Annotated in this window: 22 protein-coding genes; 13 read left to right on the forward strand and 9 right to left on the reverse strand. The window is 62.1% G+C overall.

Features of this window, described 5'->3' with window-relative positions:
* The first annotated feature begins 424 nt into the window (after nt 1-424).
* Nucleotides 425-1,735: an AcvB/VirJ family lysyl-phosphatidylglycerol hydrolase gene (locus TRM7557_RS03930; protein WP_058288884.1), complete on the forward strand. Its 1,311-nt coding sequence runs from the start codon at nt 425-427 to the stop codon at nt 1,733-1,735.
* Nucleotides 1,736-1,876: 141 nt separating this feature from the next.
* Here the strand turns inward: TRM7557_RS03930 and TRM7557_RS03935 are convergent, their stop codons facing one another.
* On the reverse strand, nt 1,877-2,119 hold the full coding sequence (locus TRM7557_RS03935) for an accessory factor UbiK family protein (protein ID WP_058288885.1): 243 nt from the start codon (nt 2,117-2,119) through the stop codon (nt 1,877-1,879).
* Nucleotides 2,120-2,242: 123 nt separating this feature from the next.
* Here TRM7557_RS03935 and lgt point away from each other — a divergent pair, with 123 nt between their 5' ends.
* From lgt to TRM7557_RS03955, 5 genes are all read left to right on the forward strand, one after another.
* Nucleotides 2,243-3,136, forward strand: a complete 894-nt coding sequence (gene lgt, locus TRM7557_RS03940; RefSeq protein WP_058288886.1) for a prolipoprotein diacylglyceryl transferase — start codon at nt 2,243-2,245, stop codon at nt 3,134-3,136.
* A complete protein-coding gene (locus tag TRM7557_RS03945; protein ID WP_058288887.1) occupies nt 3,133-4,200 on the forward strand; it encodes a class I SAM-dependent methyltransferase in 1,068 nt (355 codons plus the stop codon). The genes lgt and TRM7557_RS03945 overlap by 4 nt, the downstream gene beginning before the upstream one ends.
* On the forward strand, nt 4,197-4,955 hold the full coding sequence (pgeF, locus tag TRM7557_RS03950) for a peptidoglycan editing factor PgeF (protein ID WP_058288888.1): 759 nt from the start codon (nt 4,197-4,199) through the stop codon (nt 4,953-4,955). The genes TRM7557_RS03945 and pgeF overlap by 4 nt, the downstream gene beginning before the upstream one ends.
* Before the next feature lie 457 nt (nt 4,956-5,412).
* Nucleotides 5,413-5,577, forward strand: coding sequence for a hypothetical protein (locus TRM7557_RS19965; protein WP_165592404.1), 165 nt, complete (start codon nt 5,413-5,415; stop codon nt 5,575-5,577).
* A gap of 141 nt (nt 5,578-5,718) precedes the next feature.
* Nucleotides 5,719-6,486, forward strand: coding sequence for a Hint domain-containing protein (locus tag TRM7557_RS03955; RefSeq protein ID WP_058288889.1), 768 nt, complete (start codon nt 5,719-5,721; stop codon nt 6,484-6,486).
* 6 nt (nt 6,487-6,492) lie between these two features.
* Here TRM7557_RS03955 and TRM7557_RS03960 read toward each other — a convergent pair whose 3' ends face one another.
* Nucleotides 6,493-7,089: a TetR/AcrR family transcriptional regulator gene (locus tag TRM7557_RS03960; protein ID WP_058288890.1), complete on the reverse strand. Its 597-nt coding sequence runs from the start codon at nt 7,087-7,089 to the stop codon at nt 6,493-6,495.
* Between the two features lie 113 nt (nt 7,090-7,202).
* Between TRM7557_RS03960 and TRM7557_RS03965 the strand changes: the two genes are divergently transcribed.
* Entirely contained in the window at nt 7,203-7,580 is a 378-nt protein-coding gene (locus TRM7557_RS03965) for a hypothetical protein (protein ID WP_074942149.1), read from the forward strand.
* Between the two features lie 85 nt (nt 7,581-7,665).
* Here TRM7557_RS03965 and TRM7557_RS03970 read toward each other — a convergent pair whose 3' ends face one another.
* The gene (locus TRM7557_RS03970) at nt 7,666-8,166 is read right to left on the reverse strand and encodes an Lrp/AsnC family transcriptional regulator (protein ID WP_058288892.1); all 501 of its coding nucleotides are present in this window, start codon (nt 8,164-8,166) and stop codon (nt 7,666-7,668) included.
* Nucleotides 8,167-8,394: 228 nt separating this feature from the next.
* Between TRM7557_RS03970 and trxB the strand changes: the two genes are divergently transcribed.
* Complete coding sequence (gene trxB, locus TRM7557_RS03975) at nt 8,395-9,339, forward strand: thioredoxin-disulfide reductase (protein WP_058288893.1); 945 nt, start codon at nt 8,395-8,397, stop codon at nt 9,337-9,339.
* Nucleotides 9,340-9,416: 77 nt separating this feature from the next.
* On the opposite strand, the gene TRM7557_RS03980 is transcribed toward trxB, so the two are convergent.
* A complete protein-coding gene (locus tag TRM7557_RS03980) occupies nt 9,417-10,070 on the reverse strand; it encodes a hypothetical protein (RefSeq protein WP_058288894.1) in 654 nt (217 codons plus the stop codon).
* A gap of 202 nt (nt 10,071-10,272) precedes the next feature.
* Between TRM7557_RS03980 and TRM7557_RS03985 the strand changes: the two genes are divergently transcribed.
* Together TRM7557_RS03985 and TRM7557_RS03990 are read left to right on the forward strand one after the other, a co-directional pair.
* Nucleotides 10,273-11,943 carry an adenylate/guanylate cyclase domain-containing protein gene (locus tag TRM7557_RS03985; protein WP_058288895.1) on the forward strand — a complete coding sequence of 557 codons (1,671 nt, stop codon included), beginning with the start codon at nt 10,273-10,275 and terminating at the stop codon, nt 11,941-11,943.
* Between the two features lie 258 nt (nt 11,944-12,201).
* Complete coding sequence (locus tag TRM7557_RS03990) at nt 12,202-14,277, forward strand: bifunctional sulfate adenylyltransferase/adenylylsulfate kinase (RefSeq protein WP_058288896.1); 2,076 nt, start codon at nt 12,202-12,204, stop codon at nt 14,275-14,277.
* 177 nt (nt 14,278-14,454) lie between these two features.
* Here the strand turns inward: TRM7557_RS03990 and TRM7557_RS03995 are convergent, their stop codons facing one another.
* From TRM7557_RS03995 to TRM7557_RS04005, 3 genes are all read right to left on the reverse strand, one after another.
* On the reverse strand, nt 14,455-15,345 hold the full coding sequence (locus TRM7557_RS03995) for a PhzF family phenazine biosynthesis protein (RefSeq protein ID WP_058288897.1): 891 nt from the start codon (nt 15,343-15,345) through the stop codon (nt 14,455-14,457).
* Nucleotides 15,346-15,549: 204 nt separating this feature from the next.
* Complete coding sequence (locus TRM7557_RS04000; protein ID WP_058288898.1) at nt 15,550-15,774, reverse strand: DUF1150 family protein; 225 nt, start codon at nt 15,772-15,774, stop codon at nt 15,550-15,552.
* A gap of 3 nt (nt 15,775-15,777) precedes the next feature.
* Nucleotides 15,778-16,191: an Hsp20 family protein gene (locus tag TRM7557_RS04005; RefSeq protein ID WP_207382615.1), complete on the reverse strand. Its 414-nt coding sequence runs from the start codon at nt 16,189-16,191 to the stop codon at nt 15,778-15,780.
* A gap of 280 nt (nt 16,192-16,471) precedes the next feature.
* Between TRM7557_RS04005 and TRM7557_RS04010 the strand changes: the two genes are divergently transcribed.
* The gene (locus tag TRM7557_RS04010) at nt 16,472-16,696 is read left to right on the forward strand and encodes a YdcH family protein (protein WP_058288899.1); all 225 of its coding nucleotides are present in this window, start codon (nt 16,472-16,474) and stop codon (nt 16,694-16,696) included.
* A gap of 57 nt (nt 16,697-16,753) precedes the next feature.
* On the opposite strand, the gene TRM7557_RS04015 is transcribed toward TRM7557_RS04010, so the two are convergent.
* Complete coding sequence (locus tag TRM7557_RS04015) at nt 16,754-17,416, reverse strand: hypothetical protein (RefSeq protein ID WP_058288900.1); 663 nt, start codon at nt 17,414-17,416, stop codon at nt 16,754-16,756.
* A 58-nt stretch (nt 17,417-17,474) separates the two neighbouring features.
* Nucleotides 17,475-17,831 carry a hypothetical protein gene (locus tag TRM7557_RS04020; protein WP_058288901.1) on the reverse strand — a complete coding sequence of 119 codons (357 nt, stop codon included), beginning with the start codon at nt 17,829-17,831 and terminating at the stop codon, nt 17,475-17,477.
* 219 nt (nt 17,832-18,050) lie between these two features.
* On the opposite strand from TRM7557_RS04020, the gene purE reads away from it, so the two are divergent.
* Nucleotides 18,051-18,539, forward strand: a complete 489-nt coding sequence (gene purE / locus TRM7557_RS04025; RefSeq protein WP_058288902.1) for a 5-(carboxyamino)imidazole ribonucleotide mutase — start codon at nt 18,051-18,053, stop codon at nt 18,537-18,539.
* Nucleotides 18,532-19,617, forward strand: coding sequence for a 5-(carboxyamino)imidazole ribonucleotide synthase (locus TRM7557_RS04030; protein WP_058288903.1), 1,086 nt, complete (start codon nt 18,532-18,534; stop codon nt 19,615-19,617). The genes purE and TRM7557_RS04030 overlap by 8 nt, the downstream gene beginning before the upstream one ends.
* Nucleotides 19,618-19,927 lie beyond the last annotated feature (310 nt).

Genomic DNA, 19,927 nt, shown 5'->3' on the forward strand with positions numbered 1-19,927 from the left:
GCAGATAGCCCCCAACACTAGCTTTCGCCTCTATGGACCGGGGAGGTTTCCCCGCTCCATACTAGATATGGTGCGGCGACATGAGATCTGTGGCAACCTTTATTTTGGGGATAACTGCAATAAGTTGTGGATGAGATCAAATTAACCTCAAAATGCCGGCCCTTGGTCAAAACGTCACAAAACCCTGCCAAGGTCGGCGGCAGCAACCCCCAGTGCCCCGCCACAAGCTGGCGCAATATGCGCCGCATTTCGGAAGAATCACGCCATATCCGCGCGGGCTCACAGCAAGGTGACCCCGATTTGCCCGCATCCCCAGACGCCCGTACAGGCAGGCGCTGGCCTTTCCCACCTTTGCAGGATAAGCGCAAGAGCATACCTGCCCGACGAGGGGCCCGCTCACACTTCAGACTGCACAACACGCGCCATGACCCGTATCCAGATTATCCTGCTCTTCCTGTTTCTGATCTTTCTGACCTTTGCGCCGCTGCTGGCCCGCCTGCCGGCCTTCCTGCGCCCTGTCGGCCCGCCGGGCCTTTTGGCCGTGCAACTGCCCGACGGCAAAGAGGCCCGCTCCACCGCCCTGTTCATCACCGGCAAGGATGGCTGGGGCGCGGAGGAAACCGCCCGCGCCCAGCGCCTGAGCGAGATGCACACCATGGTGCTGGTCATCGATGGCGAAGGGCTCCTGACCCGCGTGGGCGGCGACTGCAGCGCGCTTGGCACCGCACTGGCCGATCTGGCGCGCAGCCAGCAGCAACAGCACGGCGCGCTGGCCCGCACGCCGGTTCTGGTCGGCCTGCCCAATGGTGGCGGCGCCATCGCACTGGCGGCCGCCTCCACCGGCGGCACGGCGCAGTTCAAAGGACTGGTTACGCTTGATCTGAAACCAGGCACAGCCCCCTGCCCAACCCCATTGACCGCAGGCCAAAAGGCCCCGCTGCGCTGGCTGGATGTCACGGAAACGGCTGAAACCTCCGCCACGCAGGGCATTTCGGGGGCCACCATCGTCGCGCCTGACCCCGACCCGCGCAAAGCCTTCTACCAAAGCTACCTGCGCGTGGCGGGCACCGACAGCGCCTTTGATCTGGGCACCGCAGCACAGCCCGGCCCCCTCGCCGATCTGCCCCTGACGCTCCATCAGAACGCCACCGCCACCCAATCGGACACTTACGCAATTTTCCTGTCCGGCGACGGCGGCTGGGCGGCCTTTGACAAAGAAGTCTCCGACCGCCTCGCGGCCGCAGGCATTCCGGTAGTGGGCCTCTCAGCCCTGCGCTACCTCTGGCAGGAAAAACGCCCCGTCCAGATCGCCGCAGACATCGCCCGCATTGACGCGCACTACCGCCGGGCCTTCGGGACAAACCGCCTGATGCTGGTCGGCTTCTCGCTGGGGGCCAATACCATGCCCTTTGCCGCCAATGCCCTGCCCCCCAGTTTACAACAGGACCTCGCCGCCGTGGCGCTGCTGGCCCCCGAACAACAAACCGGCTTTGAAATCCGCGTTGGCGGCTGGCTGGGGCAGGCCACCGGCGCAACCAAGGTCACACCGGAAATCGACCGCCTCGCCGCCGCCCTGCCCGCAGATAAAATCCTCTGTCTCTATGGCACCAAAGAAAAAGTCTCGGCCTGCCCCGGCGTGTCAGCACCTATTGCCAAACACAGCTTTGAAGGCGGCCACCACCTCGCCAAGGACTACGACACCATCGCCGCGCGGCTGACCGCCGCCGCGCAGTAAAAAACGGCGCCCCACCCGGAACGCCGTTGTTTTCTTTTGGCCGGAAATACTCTGGGGTGAATGCGCCGCTGCGCAGAGGGGCAAAGCCCCTTCCCCTGATCAGGCCCAGATCAGGACCAGATCGGACTTGATCAGACTTGATCAGCCCTTGGCGTCCAACGCATCCAGACGCGCCTTCAGGGCTTCGTTTTCTTCCCGCGCCTTCTGCGCCATGGCACGCACCGCGTCGAACTCCTCGCGGGTGACAAAGTCGCGATCGGCAAGCCAGCGGTCCAGCATGCTTTTCATCGCGGTTTCTGCCTCTTCGCGTGCGCCCTGAGCTACGCCCATGGCATTGGTCATCAGCTGCGAAATATCATCAAGGATCTTATTGCGGGTCTGCATCAGCTTGGCTCTCCCAGAAATCACTTACCCCCGAAGGGCTCGCCCTCTATATGGAGATCAAACAGTGAAACGGCAAGCCGTTCCCGCCCCTCCATTTGCCCGCAGTCCACAGCCGAGGACCCCATGATCCCTTTTCCCAATCTCTCACCCGAGATTTTCACCATTTCTCTGTTCGGGATGGAATTTGCCCTGCGCTGGTATGCCATGGCCTATATTGTGGGGCTGCTGATAGCATGGTGGCTGGCAGTGCGCGCGGTCCGGCGTGCCGACCTCTGGCCAGCCGTTCAGGCCCCAATGCAGCCTCGTCAGGTCGAGGATCTGATGACCTGGATCATCCTTGGCGTTATCCTTGGTGGCCGTCTGGGATATGTGCTGTTCTATCAACCCGCTTACTATCTGGCGAACCCCGCGCAGATCCTGCGGGTCTGGGAAGGCGGCATGGCCTTCCATGGCGGGCTGATCGGCGTGATCGTCGCCGCCTGGATCTACAGCGCGCGCCACGGCATCACCCGTCTGTCCATGGCGGATCTGATCGCCCATACCGTCGCCCCCGGCCTCCTGCTGGGGCGGGTTGCGAATTTCATCAATGCCGAACTTTGGGGCCGCGCCACCAGTTCGCCCTTTGGGGTGATCTTTCCCGGTCAGGCCGCACAAGACTGCGGCCAGCCCCTTGGCGATCTCTGCGCCCGTCACCCCAGCCAGCTTTATGAAGCCGGGCTCGAAGGGCTGTTGCTGGGCGCGGTTCTTCTCTGGCTGGTCTACGCGCGGCGCGCCTTCCTGCGCCCCGGTCTTGTTCTCGGCTTATTTCTTGCAGGCTATGGCGCCGCGCGCTTCATTGTCGAATTTTTCCGCCAGCCCGATGCGCAGTTTGTCAGCCCCGGCAACCCCTTGGGTCTTGCATGGCAGATTGACGGCTGGGGCCTCACCCAAGGCCAGGCGCTGTCGATCCCGATGATCGCCCTTGGCCTGTGGTTTATGCTCCGCGCCCGGCCCGCAGCGGAAGGCAAACCCGCATGAGCCTATTGGACCACCTGACCAGCCGCATTCAGCAAGACGGCCCCCTGACCGTAGCGGATTACATGGCCGACTGCCTGCTGCACCCGGTCCACGGCTATTACACCACCCGCGACCCGCTGGGTGAGGCGGGGGACTTTACCACCGCGCCCGAGATCAGCCAGATGTTTGGCGAACTGCTGGGTCTGAGTTTGGCGCAAAGCTGGCTCGATCAGGGCGCCCCTGCGCCTTTCACTCTGGCCGAGCTGGGCCCCGGACGCGGCACCCTGATGGTCGATCTTCTGCGCGCCACCAAAGCCGTGCCCGGCTTTCATGCCGCCATGCGGATCAAACTGGTCGAGGCCTCCCCCACCCTGCGCGCCGCGCAGGCCAAGACGCTTGCGGGCTATGCCCCGGACTGGCTCGACACGGTTGCCGACCTGCCCGACGCCCCGCTGTTTCTGCTGGCCAATGAGTTCTTCGACGCCCTGCCCGTGCGCCAGTTCCTGCGCGATGGCGATCTGTGGCGCGAACGCTGTGTTGGTCTGAATGACGGTACGCTCACCTTCGGCCTCGGCGCTGCCGCGCCGCAAGCCGCACTGACCGATCGGTTGGCAGACACCAAAGACGGCGATCTGGTCGAACTTTGCCCAGCTGCAGCGCCGATCACCGAACAGATCGCACAGATCATTGCCACCCAGGGCGGTGCGGCGGTGATTGTGGATTACGGCGACTGGCGTTCGCTTGGGGACACACTGCAGGCGCTGCGCGCCCATGCGCCCGCCGACCCGCTGCACACACCCGGCGAAGCCGACCTTACCACCCATGTGGACTTTGAAGCGCTGGCCACCGCCACCACCGCAGGCGGCGCGCGCCACAGCCGGGTGACCCCACAAGGGATCTTTCTGGAACGTCTTGGCATCACCCAACGGGCAAATTCTCTCGCCCAAGGTCTGTCCGGGTCGCAATTGGACCGGCTGATTGCCGCGCATCGACGGTTGACGCACCCGCAGGAAATGGGAAACCTGTTCAAAGTCATCGGGATCTACCCCGAACACGCACAACCGCCGGCAGGGCTCGAGCCATGACACTAGACCCCATCACCTCTGACCTTCTCTCCCCTGTTGCCCACGGGTTCTTCACCCGTCAGGGCGGCGCGTCTTCGGGCATCTTCGAGGGTCTGAACTGCGGCCTTGGGTCAAGTGACCTGCGCGAAGCCGTCATGCTGAACCGCACCCGCGTGGCCGATGCCATGGGCGCGGACAGTCTTGTGCGCATGCATCAGATCCACTCCGCCGAGGTTGCGGTGATCGACGCCCCGCAGGCTGCAGATGACGCCGCCCCCCGCGCCGATGCGCTGGTCACGGCCACCCCCGGTCTGGTGCTGTCAGTGCTGACCGCCGATTGCCAGCCGGTGCTGTTTGCGGATCCTGAGGCAGGCGTTGTCGCCGCCGCCCATGCGGGCTGGCGCGGCACGCTGGATGGGGTGCTGGATGCAACGGTGGACACCATGGAGTCCTTGGGCGCCAAACGCGACCAGATCCGCGCGGTGATCGGGCCGAGCATTTCGCAACCCGCCTACGAAGTCGGCCCGGAATTCCACGCCGATTTCACCGACAAAGACCCCGAATTCGCCCGCTTCTTTATTGCAGGCGAAGGGGACCGTTTCCTGTTTGACCTTCCGGGCCTTGGCCTTGCCCGCCTGCGCGCACTGGGGATCAAAGCCGCGGAATGGACGCGCCACTGCACCTATGCAGACCCGGCGTTGTTCTATTCGTACCGCCGCACCACCCATGCGCGCGAGGCCGACTATGGCCGTCTGGTGGCCTGCATCCGCCTTTAAACCCGATCGGGCTTGCCCCCGTGTTGGCCCTGTCTTGGGCCTGTGTTGACCCTGTCTCGACCTTATTGCGCGCCCACCGGCCGCCGCCGGATCACCGGGGCGCACGCCGGATCACCTGCAAGGTCAAGGCGGCGCATCGATACATTATAACCTCACAATATGGCGCAGAGCGAACCTGCTCCCGCATATCGTGCCACATTCCCACCGCAGGCTGCCCACATTGCCGGCACAGCAAAAATAACATCACCGTAAATATCTAATTTATAAGGATTACTTCCTGACCAAAAGGTTAGGACGCCTAGCCTCATTTCTGACGTTTCACCTACGAATTTCACCATGCAGCCATATTCGCACCGCATTAGGATGCCAAATCTTAAGACAGATACGTGATTTTAGGCCCTGCCTTCGCCCCTGCGGTCCTCCGCTACGGTGCAGGGCAGTACTCAGGAGTTAAAGTATGCCGAAGACGAAACGGTTCGTTCAATCCATCCTGCGATCCTCCGAAACGGATGTGATTGCCCTGCCGTGGATGCATGGTTCGACCCAACCGGCACAGGACGCTCCGCTGATCACCAAGCCCGGCTCGACGCAGACGAACCCTCTGCAGGGCTGCCACGGCTGAACCTGAACCGATCTTCTCACGGAGAACCCTGAGAGAATTCGGCACCCCCCGGCCTGCTCGCCCCGGTGGTGTCGCACTCCGTCCGGACCCGGTTGCACCCCAGCCTGTCCGGACGACCGTGCTTAAAGAGGACCCGAGACCATGACGCTCGCACACTCGCTGCAACGTGCAGCTGCCAATGCCACAGCGGCCAATCAGCTGCTGCGCAACACGCCAAAGACCGATGGCAAGCCCTCGGCGCAGCTGCGCCGCTACGAGGTCTGCACCCTGCTGCCCAATGGGTCGGTGACGGAAACCCGCCACATCGCCCCGGCCCTGCCGCTGTTTGAACAGGCCTTTACCGCCTTTTCCCGCGGCTCGCTGGTGGAGACGGATTTTGGCCCCGTCGCGATCGAAGATCTGCTGCCCGGCGACCAGATCCAGACGGCCGATGGCCACTTTGAAGAAGTGGTCTGGAAAGGCATGACCACGCTGATCCCCGCCCGTAGCTCTGCCACGGGGGCGTCGATGAAGCTGACCTCTTTTATGGCGGACAGCTTTGGCATGCAAAAGCCAAGCTCCTGTGTGGTGGCCGGCCCTGCGGCGCGGCTTCTGGCAACGCCGCCGCATCTGCGCCACAGCGCCCAGTCCGGTGAAATCCTGACACCCGTGCAGGATTTTCAGGACGGGATAAACATCTTTGAAACCGCCCCGCCCGCGCCGGTGGATATGTTCCACATCTGCCTGCGCAACCACGCGGTCATAAAGGTCGGCGGGCTGCTGTTTGAAAGCTACCACCCCGGCACGGATGCGCTGCGGCTGGTCAGCTATCCGATCAAAACCCTGTTCCTGAACATGTTCCCCCATGTGGAGAGCATTGCCGACTTTGGCCCTCTGGCCTTTGAACGCGCCTTGACCACACAGGCCTAAGGCCCGTCACTTCAAGAGCTTCAGCAGCCGCTCTCGGGCGGCTGTTGCGCGTTTGGCCTGCGCGCGCGCGCTTGGTTCTGGCAGGCGCCCAATCACCCGGCGGATCTGCTGGTCTCCGATCAGCAACGACAGATACAGATCCACCGCTGCCGCAGGATCGTCAATCACAAGCCCCTCTTGCGTTCGGGCGCGCAGAAACACCGCCTCCAGAAGCGGCAGAATCGCCTCACGCCCGCTGGCGGCAATTTCGCCCCCCAATGCGCCCGAGACATCCGCCGCCGCCGCCCGATTGAGCGTCACCGCGCGATCAGACAGCAAAATCGACAGCAGTCGCGGGCCAAAGACATCCAATGTCTCGGCAAGGGTTTCGCCCTGGGCCGGTGCGGCTACCAACAGCGCCCGCGCCGCCGCCGCATTGCGTGCCACCATGGCCCGCATCAGACCCAGTTTGTCGCCATACCAATTGTAAAGCGTTTCGTTTGAGCAACGCGCCCGTTTGGCAATGGCCAGCATGGACGTCCCGGCAAAGCCCTTTTCCGCCAAAAGCGCATAGGCCGCAGCCTCGATCTGATCGCGCCGCTCTCTTTGTTTGTCTTCCCTCATTGCCCGCCCTCGGTTCACGGCCCTGTTGACAGGGGACCGTACACTTGATTACGGATATAGACAACCGTACACTTCATTACGGATTCACCCTCATGCTTCGAATGGAGACCAAAATGCACGCCCCCAAACCTGAAACCGCTGCGCTCTTGGTGCTGATTGTGTTGCAAACGGTCATGCTCAGCGCGCTCTATGCAGGCATCCCGCCGCATCCGCCTGTGGCCACCCCACTCTTCGGCATTGCGCCTTTTATTGGCGCTAGCCTCGCTGTGGCGGCGGCCGCCATCGTATTAGGCCCGGATCACGGGACGGGGCGCCAGCTGGCGGTTCTGGCCGCCCTGATGGGGCTCGTGTCGTTTGGCCCACAAAAATACCTGGATGCACAGTTTGCGCTGATCTGGCCTGCCGTGATGGTTGGGCAAGCGGCGGTTGTCACGATCTGCCTCCGGGCGGGTCTCGATATGCTGCGCCAGCGCACCGAAGCCCCCACCTGAAGCGCACAGTCAGCAAAGAAAAAAGCAGACAGCAAGCTGTCTGCTTTTGCATGGCATGGCGGCTGGTCAGCCGATGGCGGGTGGCTCAGGCTTCGCGCGCCAGCCGCTCTTCGAGCACATCGAAAGGCACGCCCGGTTCATCCTTGGCGCCGCGAATGACCAGCGAGGTTTTGACACTGGCCACATTCGGCGTGGTCAGAAGGTCACCGGTCAGGAAGCACTGGAAGGTCGACAGATCGGGGGAGACACATTTCAGGATGAAATCCACCTCGCCGTTCAGCATGTGACATTCCCGGACCAAAGGCCAGCTGCGGCATTTTTCCTCGAAGGCCGACAGTTCTGCCTCGGCCTGGCTTTCCAGCCCGACCATGGCAAACACCTGCACTTCGAATCCCAATTCGCGCGAGTTCACCTCCGCGTGGTAGCCCCGGATATAGCCCGCCTCTTCAAGGCTGCGCACCCGGCGCAAACAGGGCGGCGCTGAGATACCAACACGTTTGGCAAGCTCGACATTGGTCATACGACCATCGGCCTGCAGCTCGGAAAGAATCTTGCGATCAATGGGATCAAGACGGGTTGTGACCATGCGGACCTCTTCAGGCAATTGGGATTCTTATAGCAGCACCTGTTTGGCACGCAATATTATTTCACACCCAAGCAACATTATTGATGGCTTTGCGACAGCCCTGCGCTGAAGTTGCGACAACATTGATCACACAACTTCGTAACCCAGGGCTTTAAGCGAACGCGGGCTGCAGTTATATGCATGTTCCGACGGCGGCAAGACCGCTTTTGGCAAATTCGAGGATGAGACATGAGCGAAACGCGCCACACCAAGGTCCTGATCATTGGCTCCGGCCCTGCAGGCTATACCGCAGGGGTCTATGCCTCCCGCGCGATGCTGGAGCCGATCCTGGTTCAGGGCATTGAACCCGGCGGTCAGCTGACCACCACAACCGAGGTCGAAAACTGGCCCGGTCACACCGAAATTCAAGGCCCTGACCTGATGGTCAATATGGAAGCCCACGCCCGCGCCATGGGCACCGAAATCATCGGCGATATTATCACCTCGCTCGACACCAGCCAGCGCCCCTTTGTGGCCAAGGGTGACAGCGGCAACACATATACTGCCGATGCGGTGATCCTGGCGACCGGTGCGCGCGCCAAATGGCTGGGCCTGCCGACGGAAGAAAAATTCAAAGGCTTTGGCGTCTCTGCCTGTGCCACCTGTGACGGCTTCTTCTATCGCGGTCAGGAGATCGTGGTGATCGGCGGCGGCAACACCGCCGTCGAAGAGGCGCTGTTCCTGACGAACTTTGCCTCCAAAGTGACGCTGATCCACCGCCGCGACGAGCTGCGCGCGGAAAAGATCCTGCAAAACCGCCTGATGAAGAACGAAAAGATCGAAACCCTCTGGTTCCACCAGCTGGACGAGGTCTATGGCACCGACAGCCCGCTGGGTGTTGAAGGCGTCAAAGTCAAACATGTTGAAACCGGCGAAATCACCGATATCCCGGCCAAAGGCGTGTTTGTGGCGATTGGCCATGCGCCCGCGACCGAACTGGTGGCAGACGTGCTGGAAACCCACAATGGCGGCTACGTCAAAGTGAAACCGGGCACAACTGAAACCTCGATCCCCGGTATTTTTGCCGCAGGTGACCTGACCGACCACAAATACCGTCAGGCTGTGACCTCGGCCGGTATGGGCTGCATGGCCGCGCTGGACGCGGAACGCTTCCTCGCTGAACAAGACGACTAATTGGTCCCAAAATCCCAAAAAAGGCCGCCCCCTGAGGCGGCCTTTTATTGTGGGAGTTTCGGGGGCCTTCGACGGGCTCAGCGCGGCATTAGGATCGCGCGGATCCGGCAGACGTCGTGTTCCGCCTTGTAGGTGGCCTTGTCCCAGGCAGAGGGCTTGCCCTTTTTGCCACTTTTGACGTTTTCCCGACAGCCCTGCAGCGCTTTGGTTTTGGCGTCGGCGAGGCTCTTTTCGCTGACGCGCCAGGCCCAGGTCTCTTTCATGTTGGTGGCCATCGCAAAATAAGCGTTCGGGGCATCCAGACGCTCCAACAACATATACTCGTATTCACGCAGGGCCCGCGCCGACAGCATCTGCGACTCGGGCGGCAGCTTGGTGCGGTTCTCCGGGACAACGGTTGCCAGCAGCACGCAGTCTGACGGGGTCTTGGCCTTGTGCCGACAGGAGTCCATCGCAATCGAGGTCGCCGCCTTGAGCGAATGTTTATTCCAAGCCGCACCAAACGCCTCATCGCGCAGATCGGTCACATTCGCCGCCAGCGCGCCGTAAAAATCCGCCTTCTTCAGAAACCGGTCCAACCGGCGCTGCTGTTTGCGGGTCAGGTCCACATCCTGATGCAGCACCAATTGTTTGCCGCGTGCATCCACGTCTACGGTCTGCGCCCCTGCGGCCAGCGGCAGGGCCAAGATCACACCACTGCTGACCAGCTGTAGAAATTTCCGGATCGTCATCAAATCAACCTTCTTCAAATTCCAGCCCCAAGGTCCAGAAAGCCCTCGCGAGAAAACCTCTGAAACACCTGCGGCTGCGCAGCACCTGATTACAGGTCGCTTTGTTTTTCAAGTCCTGACCCAGAGGCGCAAGAAACAGCGCAAGGGCTTGACCCGCAGAAGCATCTGACACACCTAGAAACAAACAAGGCAGGGCAGATGCATGGCAAATTCTATCTGGCAAGGCAGCCTGAAAGCTCGGGCGCGGATCATCAGCGGCTTGATCCTGTTTGTCTGGGCTCTGTTTCACTTCCTGAACCTCGGCCTTGGCCTGCTCAGCCCCAGCTGGATGGACGCGCTGCAAGACGCCCGCCAGCTGCTCCAGCGCAGCCTGCCGGGGTCTGTACTGCTCTATGGGGCGCTGCTGATCCACGCCGGGCTGGCCGTGTGGGATTTGTCACAGCGGCGCAATCTGCGCCTGCCCCCCACCGCCTGGGTGCAGACCATTCTGGGCCTGCTGATCCCGGTGCAGCTGATCGCTCATATCACCTTTACCCGCGTCGCAGACGAGGTGCTGGAGGTCAATGACAGCTATGCCTATGAAATCCTGCTGATGTGGGGCAACCCGTCGATCTGGTGGCAGAGCGCGCTTTTGCTGGTGGTTTGGGTGCACGGCTGCATTGGCCTGCACCATTGGCTGAAACTCACGCCGTTTTGGCAGCGCTGCCAGAGCGTCCTGTTTGCCGGCGCCGTGCTGCTGCCTGCATTTTCGCTGGCGGGCTTGCTCACCGAAGGGCGGCGGCTGGTCGATTTGGCCTTTGAGGATGGCTACTGGGACGACATGCGCGCCGATTTCAACTGGCCGGATCCCGAAGGCTTTGCGTTTCTGGCCATGGTCAGCGACCGCGGCAATGCCACCTATGGGCTGCTCTTGGGGGCGGCCTTTGTCAGCTATGCGCTCACCCGCTGGCTGCGCCTGCGGCGCTCGGTGCGGATCACCTATACCGAAGGCCCGCAGATCACCGGCGAACGCGGCATGACGCTTTTGGAAATCGCCCAGAGCAATGGCATGGATCACCCTTCGCTGTGCGGCGGCAAGGGGCGTTGCACCACCTGCCGGGTGCTGATCCCGCAGGGCGGCGACACGCTGGATCCCCCAAGCGAAGCCGAGGCCCGCGCCCTGCGCGCCGCCAAAGCCCCCGAAGGCAGCCGCCTCGCCTGCCAGATCCGCCCCACCGCCCCCCTGACCGTGACCCGCGCCTTTGCCCCCGTCAGCCGGCGCCGCAACCGCAATGGCGCGGGCGAAGAAAAACCGGTGGCGGTGATGTTCCTCGACATTCGGGGGTTCACCGCACGCTCCACCGGCCTGCTGCCCTATGATGTGGTGTTCCTTCTGAACCGCTTCTTTGATGCGGTGGTGCCGCAGATCACGGCGCAGGGCGGACGGGTGGACAAATATCTGGGCGATGGGTTCCTTGCCCTGTTCGAGGCCGGCCCTGCCGACACCGTGGCGGGGGCCGCGCTGCGGGCGTTGGAAGGCGTGGGCGCGGCGCTCGAACAGTTCAATACCGCCATGGAAGCAGATGGCGAACAGCCCCTGCGGATCGGCATTGGCCTGCATCTGGGCACCGTTGTGCTGGGGGAAATCGGCACCGCCGACCATGCGCCGCGCACCCTGATCGGCAATACCGTCAATGCCGCCAGCCGGTTGGAGGCGGAAACCAAACAGCTGGGCGTCGAACTTCTGGTCAGCCGCGCGGTGATCGAGGCGGCGGGGATCAAACGGCCGGCCAGCGACTACCAACGCCATGTCCTGCGCGGCGTGAAGAAACCCGTTGAGGCGCTGGCCCTGCCCCGCGCGGCGGACCTATCGAGTCGCCTAAACGCAGAATAATCCGCCCGCCCCCACATCTGTCTTACTTTTGACGCAGTCTCTTGCGTAATTTCCAAGCAGCCGCGCACGGAAAGCGTTCCAATTGCGCAGCTTCAGGGGGAACTGTTTCCCATGGGGAAGCAGATCTGACAAAGACCGGCGTTTTTCTGCAGTGCCACAAAAATTTCACTTCCTTCAACAGACCGCCTGTGTAATGTGTTCACGCATGAACGCGTTCAATGCTGAACGCATATCCAGAGCCACGCCAAAAGACCTGATATGACCGCGCAAAAGACCAAAGCCACCATTGCAGAGGAAGACATGCTCTTTCGGCTGCTGCGTCAGCTGGAGCTGACGCCGGAGGCGTCGCAGCGCAGCATTGCCGGGGAACTTGGGGTGTCTTTGGGCTCGCTCAATACCCAGCTGCGCACCGCCGCAGAGGCTGGTCTGATCCAAATCTCGGACCGGGCAGGCCCCGACAAGCGCCAGCGCTTTACCTACGGGATCACGGAACACGGGAATGCGGAAAAAGCCCGCCTTGCCAAAGATTTCCTGGACCGAAAATTTGCTGAATACGATGCACTTCACGCCGAAATTACCGGTGTCGCAAGCGGCCTTGTGCCATTGAAATCGAGGATGAAACTCATGAAAAACAATCTCGCCCCCATCCCGGAGCTGTATGTTTCCTATGACAGCGCGCAGAAACTGAAAGTCGAAGCAGGCGAACTGGTCAGCCTTGACCTGACCCCGCGTCAGATCTGCGATCTGGAACTGCTGATGAACGGTGGCTTCAACCCGCTCAAAGGCTTCCTGTCCGAGGCCGACTATAATGGCGTTGTTGAAAACATGCGTCTGGCCGATGGCCAGCTGTGGCCGATGCCGATCAACCTCGATGTGTCCGAAGACTTCGCAGCCTCGCTGGAAATCGGCCAGGACATCGCCCTGCGCGACCAGGAAGGCGTGATCCTTGCGACCATGACCGTCACCGACCGCTGGGAGCCGAACAAGGCGCTGGAAGCGGAAAAAGTCTTTGGCGCAGACGACATTGCCCACCCGGCGGTGGACTACCTGCACAACCAGGCGGGCAAAATCTACCTCGGCGGCCCGGTCACCGGCATCCAGCAGCCCGTGCACTATGACTTCCGCGCCCGTCGCGACACCCCGAACGAGCTGCGCGCCTATTTCCGCAAAATGGGCTGGAACAAAGTTGTGGCCTTCCAGACCCGCAACCCGCTGCACCGCGCCCACCAGGAGCTGACCTTCCGCGCCGCGCGCGAAGCCGAAGCCAACCTGCTGATCCACCCGGTTGTCGGCATGACCAAGCCGGGCGACGTCGACCACTTCACCCGCGTGCGCTGCTACGAGGCGGTTCTGGACAAATACCCGCAGGCCACCACCTCCATGTCGCTCCTGAACCTGGCGATGCGTATGGCCGGCCCGCGCGAGGCCGTCTGGCACGGTCTGATCCGTAAAAACCACGGCTGCACCCACTTCATCGTTGGCCGCGACCACGCAGGTCCGGGCAAAAACTCTGCCGGTGAAGATTTCTACGGCCCCTATGACGCACAGGACCTGTTCCGCACCCATGAAGAAGAAATCGGCATCACCATGGTCGACTTCAAACACATGGTCTACGTGCAGGAACGCGCCCAGTACGAACCCAATGACGAGATCGAAGATCGTGACAATGTCACCATCCTGAACATCTCCGGCACCGAGCTGCGCCGCCGTCTGGCCGAGGGTCTGGAAATCCCCGAGTGGTTCTCCTTCCCCGAGGTGGTGGCCGAGCTGCGCAAAACCAAGCCGCCGCGCTCCAAGCAGGGCTTCACCGTGTTCTTCACCGGCTTCTCTGGGTCGGGCAAATCCACCATCGCCAACGCGCTGATGGTCAAGCTGATGGAAATGGGTGGCCGTCCTGTGACCCTGCTGGACGGTGACATTGTTCGCAAGAACCTGTCCTCCGAGCTGGGCTTCTCGAAAGAGCACCGCGACCTGAACATCCAGCGGATCGGCTATGTGGCCTCCGAGATCACCAAAAACGGTGGTATCGCCATCTGTGCGCCGATCGCGCCTTATGCCACCACCCGCCGTCAGGTCCGTCAGGGCATCGAACAGTTCGGCGCTTTTGTCGAAGTGCACGTTGCGACCTCGATCGAGGAGTGCGAACGCCGCGACCGCAAAGGCCTGTATAAGCTGGCGCGCGAAGGCAAGATCAAAGAGTTCACCGGCATCTCTGACCCCTATGACGTGCCGGAGAACCCCGAGCTGCGCGTTGAGACCGAAGGCACAGACGTCGATCACTGCGCACATCAGGTGCTGCTGAAGCTGGAAAGCATGGGCCTGATCAAAGCCTGATCCACAGGCTTACAGACTGACACAAAGAACGGCGCCTCCGCTTGGGGCGCCGTTTTTTTTCGCGGCTGCGGGCGGGTGAGAGCGGTTTCGCTTCGGGCTGCGCCCGAAACGACCAGGGGCCGCGCGCGCCCTGCGGGCGCGCGCGGCCCCACCCAGCTGATGGCGCAGCGTTAAAATCTAAACACTTTGGCTCGAGAGCTGATCCGGCAGATCCACCGTCCCACGCATGAGGACAAAACCCTGACCGGCGACTTTGACGCCCTGAATATCGCTGGGTTTTCCAACCAGTGTCACCCGTGCCTGACCGGGGCGCCCCATCAGATGGCCCTGCTCTGCGATAAAGCTGTCCTTGGTCATCAGCCCATGGTGCCACAGATAGGCCGCCATGGCCCCGGTGGCAGAGCCGGTAAAGGAATCCTCGGGCGGGTTGGGCGGCGGCAGCAGCAAACGCGAAAACGTGTCGCCCTCGACCCGGCCCGTTCGGGTGACAAGAAACGGTTCAATCGGCCCGACGCTTTCAAAGCGCGCGTTTAGCTGTTTGAGCGCATCGAGGTTGAGCATCGCAGCCTCAAGCGCGGCGTGATCTTTCAGAACGGTGATCACAAAAGGCAGCCCCGTGGACACCAGCTGCGGCGGCGCGGCAATGGCCTCTTTCGGCAGCCCGACAGTGGAGGCCACCAGCGCCGGGTCCACCAGCGCGCCAAACTGCGGGGCAATCTGGGTCATCTCGATCTCTGGCCCGTTCAGGGTGATATCCACCACCCCGGCCCCGGTTTCCAGCCGCAGGCGGCCCGCGTCAATCAAGCCGCGATCCCGCAACGCCGCCACGGTGGCAATCGTCGGGTGACCTGCAAAGGGGATTTCGCACCCCGCCAGAAAGTAGCGCACCTTGATATCTGCGACCTCGGACGGGCCGGTAAATGTGCATTCAGACAGCGAGGTTTCGCGCACATAGGCACAGGCCACGGCCTCGGGAAGATGGGCGCCCTGATGCACCACCGCACAGCCATTGCCACCAAAGGGCCGATCGGTAAAGGCATCCACCCAGTCGAAATCATAACGCGCCATGCTCTCGCCTCCTGTGTTGATCATGCCCAGAGTGGACCACTCTCCTTAAACGGGCGCAAACAAAAGCCACTGTATTGCTACAAAACAAAAGCCCCGCGCAAAAAGCACGGGGCTGACGTCTTGTCTGTACCGGCGCGGCGCCTGTCATCTTGCCTGTCCGGATTGCCTGTCCGGAGCGACCACGGCCGCGGTCCTGAGGGGCTGTTAGTGCACAGCCACCGGCGCATAATCATGCTGGCGCGCCAGCATAAAGGCCAGCTTGCGGTCGGCCACCAGCGCCAGCTGTTCGCCCTCGGCGTCGTGGACCGCATAAAGGCGCTCGCGGCCGGGCACAGAGGCCTGCACATCTTTGGGAAGATCTGCCACTTCGACGGCCTTTACATAGACCACGCGACCTGGCTCTTGCGGTGTTTCTACAGTTGTCTGCATCGCTTACCCCTTTTTGATGTTGATGGTCTGAACCACGGTTTCCGGACGCGACCGCGTCAGGTCCACATGGAGAAGACCGTTTTCCATCACAGCTTCGCCCACTTCGACGCCATCGGCCAACACAAACATGCGCTGGAACTGGCGTGCGGCAATGCCGCGATGAAGAAATACGCGCCCATCCGCGTCATCGCGCTGGCGCCCGCGGATCACAAGCTGGCGGTCCTCAACGGTGATCGCCAAATCCTCTTCGGCGAACCCGGCGACGGCCAGGGTGATGCGGTATGAATAATCCGAGGTCTGCTCGATATTATAGGGCGGATACCCTTCGTTGCCCGACTTCGCAGAGCGTTCCAGAAGGCGTTCCAATTGTTCAAACCCGAGCATATGCGGGTAAGAGCCCAGTGTGAGTTTCGACACGTTGTTCGTCCTTAGTTCGAAAGCGACGTTTTTCGCGGTCCCAGTTCGGCAACCGCTCTGTTAGAATATGGGAAGTTTTCTGTGTTTCACAAGTCCCCCCTGTTTCCCTCCATCGCCAAGGTTCGGCCAAACCCCGTTTTGCAGGCCCCGCCTGCGTCGGCAATTTGTCCGCCCTTCATCGCCGTTTACCGGCATAAGGCCCCTAGCCCCGTGGGTCAGCAAAGCCTATTGTGGGGATGGTTACGCAACCCTTAACGCAGCAATTAAAAACGAGTCACACATGAACGAGCGCTCTGATCTGTCCATGGCCACCGAAGACGTCCTGATGGTCGAGCTGGAGGTCTTTCGCCGTGAACACCGCGACCTGGACGAAGCGATCACCGCACTCGAGGAACGCGGCACCGCCGACCAGCTGACCCTGCGGCGTCTGAAAAAGCAGAAGCTGCTGCTGAAAGACAAAATCGCCGTGATCGAAGACCGCCTGACCCCGGATATTATTGCATAAGAACGCCTACCATACGGTAAGCCCCACCTTATCCTTCGGTCAGGATCAAAGACGTCTTCATTCCGGTAGGATTTCCTCGACGATCAGCGTTTCGCCGATTGAGGCATAAAGATAGGTATGCGACGCCGTGCGCAGGCGCATCCACAGCTGCATATCGTTAAGGTAGAAATCACAAGGCCCCGCCGCCTCGAGCAATACGCCAGGGTTGGCTTTGACAAACCGCGCCGCTGCTTCGTCGGACAGCACCTCATAGGCGCGCAGCTCCCCCAGATCCCGGCGCGCCTCGCAGGCGGCAAACACCGCGTCAAAGGCCTCTGCCCCCGTCACCTCACCGCCCTCTGACAGGCGCAGCCCCCGCAGGTCATCGTCAATTTCCATCGGACCGGTATCAGAGCGGATCGTGTCCAGACAGCCCGTGGCCGTGTTCAGGACCTGCGCCGCGCTGCGGTCAGGGGACAGGGTCATCTGGTAGAAGGCACTGCCCAGATCCCGTTTGCCCCCTTGCGAGAAATCCAGCGCAACATCGGTCAGGTTACAGCTGCGGCTGACCTCCAGCTCTTCCATCTCCCAGCGCGCGGCCTGTTCTGGCACCAGGCTACAGGCCGTCAAACCCAGCACCGCGGAGCAGGCAAGGGCCATCAACGACCGAAACGGGGCGGTCTGGAGCGTTTGAGAAAACGACACGGTAAAACCTTTCTGAATGGTAAACACATCAATCAATGGCCGGGTGATACAAGCTAGGGCGCGAAATTGCAAAGGCCTGTGCAGCCTGCGCGCGCTACCATCGCTCAATCGCCTGATCCGTCGCCACATGCCCGGCTGGCAGGCCGTGGCACAGCACCTGCACCTGCCCCGCCTCCAGACGAAACAGCTGCGCGCAGGCCCGCGCCAGACCCAGCGCAAGCGCCTCGACCTGATCGGGTCGCCACAGATCCGGCAGGCTCAGCTGCGCCAGAACCGGGATAGGCCGACCCAGCTGCTGCGCCACGGGCACAAGGTTCACGGTCATATGCGCCCGCGCGCCCGCACCGCTTTCGCCCGCCAGATCCGCCCAAGACCGCACCAAATCGCCTCGCTCGGCCGCAGGAACAGCAGCCAGCACCGGCTCTGTGACAAAAATTTGTGCAATTGGCATCAGCCCGCCTCCGCTGCAAAGACCCTTTGTTTTTCGCGATGAAAGCAGAAAATCCCACCTTCGGCCACTGTCTGCCCGCGCCAATCTGGCCACGCAGGCAGTGCCCTGTCCCCCTGATCGCTTTTCCCACCGCCCCACAGGCCTCAGCTCCATTGCCATTTGTGGCAAAATGGCTAAGGTGCGCGCCACTTCCACAGGGGAGTCCATAGGGGAATAGCGATGGCCGACATCAAAGTAGGGATCATCATGGGCAGCCAGTCGGACTGGCCCACGATGAAGGAAGCAGCCAATATTCTGGACGAGCTGGGCGTGGCTTACGAGACCAAGATCGTCTCCGCCCACCGCACACCGGACCGGCTGTGGGAATACGGCAAATCTGCTGCGGATCGCGGCCTGCATGTGATCATCGCGGGCGCAGGCGGCGCGGCGCATCTGCCGGGCATGATGGCGTCTAAAACCCGCGTGCCGGTTGTGGGCGTTCCGGTCCAGACCCGCGCCCTGTCGGGGGTCGACAGCCTCTATTCGATCGTGCAGATGCCCAAGGGCTTCCCGGTGGCCACGATGGCCATTGGCGCGGCAGGGGCGGCAAATGCCGGTCTGATGGCCGCAGGCATTCTGGCCACGGCCGATGCCGATCTGGCGAAACGTCTGGACGACTGGCGCGCAGCGCTTGCCGCCTCTATCCCCGAGGAGCCCGTTGATGACTGAGGCGCTTCAACCCGGTTCCACCATTGGTATCCTCGGCGGCGGCCAGCTGGGCCGTATGCTGTCGGTCGCGGCCTCGCGTCTGGGGTTTAAAACCCATATCTTTGAACCCTCCGCCAACCCGCCCGCAGGCCAGGTTGCCGATCAGGTGACCACCGCAGGCTATGACGACATTGACGCGCTCAAGGCCTTTGCCGCCAGCGTGGATGTGATCACCTATGAGTTTGAAAACATTCCCACCGCCGCGCTGGACGCGCTGGAGGCCGCAAAGCCCATTCGCCCCAACCGCGAAGCGCTGCGCGTCAGCCAGGACCGTCTGGTTGAGAAGGCGTTTTTGCGTGACCTCGGCCTGACCACCGCGCCTTTTGCCCCCGTAACCGATGCCGCCAGCCTTGAGGCCGCGATTGCTCAGGTCGGCACGCCTGCGATCCTGAAAACCTGCCGCTTTGGCTATGACGGCAAAGGTCAGGCGCGGATCATGGAGCCCGGCGACGCGGACGCCGCCTTTGAGGCCATGCAGGGCGCGGATGCGGTGCTGGAGGGGTTCGTGACCTTCACCCACGAGGTGTCGGTGATTGCCGCGCGCTCTGTGGATGGTCAGGTGTCCTGCTATGACCCCGGCGAAAACGTCCACAAAGACGGCATTCTGGACACCACCACCGTGCCCGCCCGCCTGATGCCAGCGCGCCGTATGGATGCGGTTCTGATCGCGGGCAAGATCCTGAACGCGCTCGATTATGTTGGCGTGATGGGGGTGGAGCTGTTTGTCACCCCGCAAGCGCTGGTGGTGAACGAGATCGCCCCGCGTGTCCACAATTCAGGCCACTGGACCCAGAACGGCTGTGCTGTGGATCAGTTCGAACAGCACATTCGCGCGGTGGTCGGCTGGCCGCTGGGCGATGGTCAGCGACACGCGGATGTGGTGATGGAAAACCTCATTGGCGCCGATGTGGACCGCCTGCCCGAGCTCACCAAAGAGCCCGACTGCGCCATCCACATGTATGGCAAGGCCGAGGCCAAACCCGGCCGCAAGATGGGCCACGTGAACCGGATCACCAAAGCGCAAGCGGCGCAGAAGTAACCGAACCGCCACGGCAACACTTCACAGCGCGCGCCCATTGGGCGCGCGTTTCTTTTGGGGCGCGCCTGCGGCGCGAACTATTGGAGGCGCGCCTGCGGCGCGCGGGGGGGGGGGGGGCCCCCCCCCCCCCCCCCGGGGGGGGGCCCCCCACCCCCCCCAGTAAAGAGAAAAAAAAAAAAAGGGGGGTCTGTAAAACACCCAACAAGGGGGTATGGGGGGGGGGGGGGGGGCCCGGGGGCGCGGGGGGGGGGTGCGTTTACCCCCCACCCAGCGGGCGGATATCCCGGCGCGTGAAAACAACACCCCCCCC

It is taken from the genome of Tritonibacter multivorans (assembly GCF_001458415.1).
Classification (GTDB): domain Bacteria; phylum Pseudomonadota; class Alphaproteobacteria; order Rhodobacterales; family Rhodobacteraceae; genus Epibacterium; species Epibacterium multivorans.